4 protein-coding genes and 1 pseudogene are annotated in these 5,645 nt (G+C 46.6%); 2 read left to right on the top strand and 3 right to left on the bottom strand.

From position 1 onward, the window contains the following. Positions 1 to 183 precede the first annotated feature (183 nt). The gene (locus A7589_RS21850) at positions 184 to 894 is read left to right on the top strand and encodes a phage baseplate protein (RefSeq protein ID WP_108189012.1); all 711 of its coding nucleotides are present in this window, start codon (positions 184 to 186) and stop codon (positions 892 to 894) included. 81 nt (positions 895 to 975) lie between these two features. On the opposite strand, the gene A7589_RS21845 is transcribed toward A7589_RS21850, so the two are convergent. Continuing rightward, positions 976 to 2,253, bottom strand: coding sequence for a tyrosine-type recombinase/integrase (locus A7589_RS21845; RefSeq protein WP_174218588.1), 1,278 nt, complete (start codon positions 2,251 to 2,253; stop codon positions 976 to 978). Positions 2,254 to 2,428: 175 nt separating this feature from the next. Continuing rightward, positions 2,429 to 3,193, bottom strand: a pseudogene (locus A7589_RS21840) (site-specific integrase); the annotation flags it as partial. Between the two features lie 23 nt (positions 3,194 to 3,216). Between A7589_RS21840 and A7589_RS21835 the strand changes: the two are divergent. Continuing rightward, positions 3,217 to 4,430 (top strand): IS3 family transposase gene (locus tag A7589_RS21835; RefSeq protein WP_108189010.1). Its coding sequence is split into 2 segments (ribosomal slippage): positions 3,217 to 3,511 and positions 3,511 to 4,430, totalling 1,215 coding nucleotides; the frame shifts between segments, so codons are not numbered across the junction. Between the two features lie 8 nt (positions 4,431 to 4,438). On the opposite strand, the gene A7589_RS21830 is transcribed toward A7589_RS21835, so the two are convergent. After that, entirely contained in the window at positions 4,439 to 5,617 is a 1,179-nt protein-coding gene (locus A7589_RS21830; protein WP_001065545.1) for a GIY-YIG nuclease family protein, read from the bottom strand. Positions 5,618 to 5,645: the final 28 nt, after the last annotated feature.

Genomic DNA, 5,645 nt, shown 5'->3' with positions numbered 1-5,645 from the left:
CCTTTGAAGGGGTAACGGAGGTTCCGCTTACTATTAATTCTGACACATAAAGATTAAGCGATTATGTGGATTTTACAGCTAGAGCAAGTGGGGATAGCTTCTTGCAATCATAAACATTACCCAGCTTATCAGGAAAATCTAACGGGGGGTAATTCCCGCCATAACATTACAAGGAAAATTATTATGGCAACGGCGGGAATTTTAACCATACGTGCAGCAAATACTCCAGAACAACACGTTCAGGCTGTTTACAAAGCAGAACAAGATATAAACTCTACAAAAAACGAAAATAGCAAAGCTAATAAAACAAAAGGAGAAAATGGATTTGCTATTGTTACCAGTGGCTTGGCATCTTCTGGCAATGACGTTTATGAAAATTATATGGCGCTGGCCTTTGACAGTGTTGACAATGTGAACGTCTCACGTTCGGCAGATGTTACAAGCTACCCCGTAGAAAATGGTGCTACTGTGTCTGATCACGTTCAAATTAAAAACAATAAGTTTTCTCTTAAAGGAAGGATCACTGAAACACCGATTAAAAGCGATCCTGGCTTGTTAAAGAGTGCAGGGGTGAACGGGAACAGAAGATCATTAGCTATCGACTACTTGAATCAGATTATGGACAGTAGACAGCCTTTTCTTCTTGTTACAGAAAATAAAACTTTTGAGAACGTTGTTTTAACAGGCATCGAATACACAGAAGAGGCAAGCGAATCCCTGGTATTTGATCTTAGCTTTGAGCAAATAAGATTAGTTTCTTATGGCACTGTAAACACTGTAGCTATCAAAACACAGCCATCTAAGAACATCGGGGCTAATATGAAAAAACGTGTTAACACTGAAAAATCAAGTGAAGGTGAAGACACTATTACGCCTGCCTTTAAACAGGAATAGCCGTAAATGCCTCTAAAACGCTCTGTAACGATGTAATTATAAAAGAGGCTACCAATCTATGTTGAAGCCTCTTTATTGCGTCTATGGCGTTGTTTTACGCCTTAAATTTGATTTTTTATTGATTGATAAGCCTTTCTCTATTTCAGGGTAGCGTAGAAGCTCAATATAGTTTTTAAGCTCTACTGGAGAAGCTGCATTCTTGCTATATGTGCGGAATGTTTCTGTATTGCCGCGTGTATGGCCCAGGAGAAGGGCGATCCTGTCTTCTGGAATTTGATTTCGATCAAGAAGCTGTGCTACTCCGTGTCTCAGAGAATGAAACACCTTCCTTTCTGTTCCCTTTTCCCCTAAAGCCTTTCGTTTAGCTCTTGTAAATCTCTGCGTGTGCCACGTGGAACGTTTACCATCAGCACGCTCTGTAATGCTGGCGTGATAGAACAAAAAGCCATTATGAGGCTTTTCACGCAGCGACAACACCAACGGAGTGATAAGGCTATGTACAGGCACAACACGTGCCGCAGCTTTCGTTTTTCCCTGTGTGATTTCAAAACACAGCACACCTTCGATCTCTTTCACATCGTCTATTGTGAGACTTGCTATCTCATTGATTCTCATACCTGTATAAGCACCGATAAGACACAAAGCCGTCATTTCTTTGTTTTCTGCTGAATTACCGGAAAATACTTGCAACACCTGCAATAGCTCTTTGTTAGAAAATGCCTCGTAGCTCTCTCTACTTTGTGCCACATCAAGCCTATGCCCTCGCCAGGGGGAGAGCGCCCTTTCTGGCGCATCGTGGTAACGTGATGAAGCTAACTCCCATAGCTGGGCCATTGGGCTGATATAATTTGCAATTGATTGTTGTGAAAGGGTTTTTTGCATGTGTTCAATCCAGCCTGTAACAGTGGTGCGGCTCACATCTTGCAATGCAATATCAGGCTTTTTACGGTAGGAGAGAAACATCTCTACCGCTTTTCTTGCCTTAGCTAAAGTGGCTGGCTTCTTCTTCGTGCTGTTAATTGTCAGGTAGATTTCAAGAATTTTAAGCAATGACGGACACGAAGACGCTGTATCTTGCATTCTGGTAGCTGTTTTGGCGTATTTAGCCTTACTGCGTAACAGTTCCAGCGTGTTCTCTATTGTGCTGTTTACAGGGGCGACACTCTCCCGTAAGCAATGGTATTCATCTGCAATCTGATCACGCTTTCTACGTGCAACACGAAGATTACTTGTGTGTAGACTCCTGACAAACGTCCTTTTTCCTTCAAAAAAGGGCTGCATATACACAGGCAGCGTGATCCTCAAATAGTAGTTACCGTAAGAATCACAGATTAAGTATTGGTTAGGCTTGTATCTCATAAACTCCCCGGTTAAAGTGTCGGAGCGTTTGTAATGTGAAAATTGATTGTGACGCATAGAAAATGATTATTTTTCTATAAGATTCAATCAATTAGTAATGGTCGTAGGTGATGGCATTAACACGAGATTAATCGAGTGTTTTACTCCTATTATCGGCACCATTTAAATCAATAAGTTACCTCGCATTTAAGTAAACTACGTTCTCCTCTTGTGCCGTATTTGTGCCATTGCGACTTATAATCGCATCGATTTTGCTCGCGTGCTCGGTGAGATGCCCGGCTGAAAGGTGGGCGTATCTTTGAACCATTTCGAGAGTTTCCCATCCTCCCATCTCTTTAAGTGCAAGAAGAGAGACTCCGGACTGAACCAGCCAGCTTGCCCAGGTGTGTCTCAGGTCATGGAATCGGAAGTTGCTAATGCCTGCCCGCTTTAACGCTCCCTTCCATGCTTTGTTGCTATCGGTTCTCATCTTCCTTACCGCAGCTGTTTTTGTTCCGTCGCTTCGGTAGGCAGGTTTGGTGTGGACAAATACCCATCTCTTATGGAGCCCCTGCTGTTTTCTTAATATCTGGCATGCGGTTTCGTTAAGAGGAACTCCGATCGCATTGCCAGCTTTTGTTTCATCAGGGTGCATCCATGCCATTTTCTTATCCAGATCGACCTGTGACCACTCAAGGTCTGTAACGTTGGAGCGGCGAAGACCTGTAGTGATTGCGAACATGACCACAGGGAAGAAATGAGGAGCAATTTCTGCAAACAGGCGCTTCGATTCCTCCTCTGTAAGCCATCTGATTCGTCCATTCTTAACGCGTGGTGTTGATATTTTGGGCGCCCTGTCAAGCCATCCCCATTCAACAGCCATATTGAGAATGGCGCGAAGTATTGCCAGATGCCTCGTCTTCGTTCCTTTGCTTGCCAGCTTTGGTTTGTAGTGGCACACTAAATTTGGCCACCTGATTAAAGGTGATATTCTCACCACAACACAAAACAGGTGACTTAATGAACAAGAAAACCAAACGAACCTTCACCCCTGAGTTCAGGCTGGAATGTGCACAGCTGATTGTTGATAAGGGCTACTCATATCGACAAGCCAGCGAAGCGATGAATGTTGGTTCGACTACCCTTGAGACCTGGGTGCGCCAGCTCAGGCGGGAGCGTCAGGGTATTACGCCCTCTGCAACTCCCATTAGCCCAGAGCAACAACGCATTCGCGAGCTGGAAAAGCAAGTTCGCCGTCTGGAGGAACAAAATACGATATTAAAAAAGGCTACCGCGCTCTTAATGTCCGACTCGCTGAACGGTTCACGATAGCCGCCAGACTGAGTGACAGCCACACGGTTGTCAGCCTGTGTTCTGCTCTGGAAATACACCGCAGCAGTTACCGGTACTGGCGAAAACGACGCGATACGGTTAATCCGGCGCGAGTCAGGTTGTGCAGCGAAATACGCCGGGCATGGAACCAAAGTCGGGGCTCTGCGGGCGCGCGCACTCTGGCTGAAATGCTGACTCAAAACGGCGTCCCGATGAGCCGTTACCGTGCCGGGCGTCTGATGAAATATCTGAACCTGAGCAGTTGTCAGCCCGGAAAACATCAGTATAAAAATGCCCGTCAGGAGCATACCAGCCTGCCGAATCTGCTCGAGCGTCAGTTCGCAGTACCGGAGCCAGACCGGGTATGGTGTAGAGATATTACGTATCTCTGGGCAGGAAATCGCTGGTGCTATCTGGCGGTTGTTATGGATCTTTTTGCCCGCAGGGTTATCGGCTGGAGTCTGTCAGCGCATGCCGATACCGCACTGATAAGCAGTGCCCTGCGGATGGCCTATGAGACGCGTGGTCAACCCCGGGATGTCATGTTCCATAGCGACCAGGGAAGCCAGTATACAGGCCTTAAATATCAACAACTTCTCTGGTGTTGCAGAATAAATCAAAGCGTCAGTCGGCGGGGAAACTGCTGGGATAACAGCCCCATGGAACGCTTCTTCCGCAGTCTGAAAACAGAATGGGTGCCAGCGAATGGTTACGCAGGCAAGGACGAGGCCCGGCAGCAAATTAATGATTACATATTGAACTACTACAACAGCGTCAGACCTCACCATTATAACGGTGGGCTGACGCCGGAAGAGTCAGAGAACAGATACCATTTTTACTGTAAAACCGAGGCCAATATTACTTGACCACTACACTATGCCTTCACCAGTTTCGCAGACATGGGGTCATAAACATACCCAATGATGCTACCATCCTTAATACGTGCAACAGCCTCATCGATAACGAATAACGGAACGAGAAACCATTCCTCGGGCTGCACTGGATGGCCGAAACGGTCGTTAATGGTAATGTTAAGCCTTGCGGGTGCAAACAACCTGTGAAACAGGTTTTCCATCCGGGTGCGGTTGATGCCTGCAAGCTTGTATGAAGCTACCACCTCGACCTTCGCTAACAGATAGGTGGAATCGTGTTCCGCATTGGCAATACGCGCCTCTACTTTGCCGCCAGTCACTCCAATCTTGTGAATGACATCACGATGTTCAGCTACATAAGGGTTATCAGATAGCGAACGCAACACATAAATAGTGCCACTTTCTAGATCGCTCTCTTCTAGAGCATCGCTGAATAAAGGCCCCATGTCTGGATCGGTAATTCGACGCGCTGTTTCGTCTTTATACAAAGCACGAACCAATGACAGCCGAAGTAGGTTGCTTTCTGTACCATTCGAATAAATGACACGCAGCCGAGCATCTTTCTTCCCCTGTGGAGAATCGAACTCTTCACCTTCCTCAGACACATAAGCCGTTTGACCATCCAGGATAAACCAATGACCCACTTCAATCGTTGCATACTGCCCAAAAGGTCGGGTCACTCTTAACCCTGAACTTAGATCATTGCGTACCTGCTCAAATAGTGGTTTGAACGCATCAAAATCCTCGCACGGCTTGCGATCCGCAACTCCTTGTACAACGCGCTTTTCGGTGCTAGCACGAACATGACGCAAGACCGTGATATCGTCCTCGCTGGAAACATCCGCCAGTTCGGCAGCCAAGTTATCGATATCGATAATTTCGTCCGCAGACTCCGCTACATCGCCCCCTCCAGCTAATAAGCCCTGATGATCCAGTGGCTCTAGCAAGGCACGGCAGTCTGGGAGACTGCGTAGGCGGTCGAGCCGCACTGCATAGAGACGCTCGAAGATATCACGCTCTTCGCCATGTTGCGGGACACGCCCATGTTGCTCAGTAAAGCGCTGGATTTCTTCAAAACCGGCTATGATGCGTTCCTCGCTGGCTGGACGTCCTTTTTTCTTCTCAGGTGGTGCAAACTCGGCAAGTTCTGCTGCCAAATCGTCTAAATCAGAATTATTCATAACGTCCCTCCGGTGATGCTGCCAACTT

Origin of the sequence: Escherichia sp. MOD1-EC6475, assembly GCF_003046645.1 — a bacterium.
Taxonomy (GTDB): domain Bacteria; phylum Pseudomonadota; class Gammaproteobacteria; order Enterobacterales; family Enterobacteriaceae; genus Escherichia; species Escherichia ruysiae.
The sequence above is the reverse complement of the archived record's forward strand: the minus strand, read 5'-3'. Positions and strand labels throughout refer to the sequence as shown.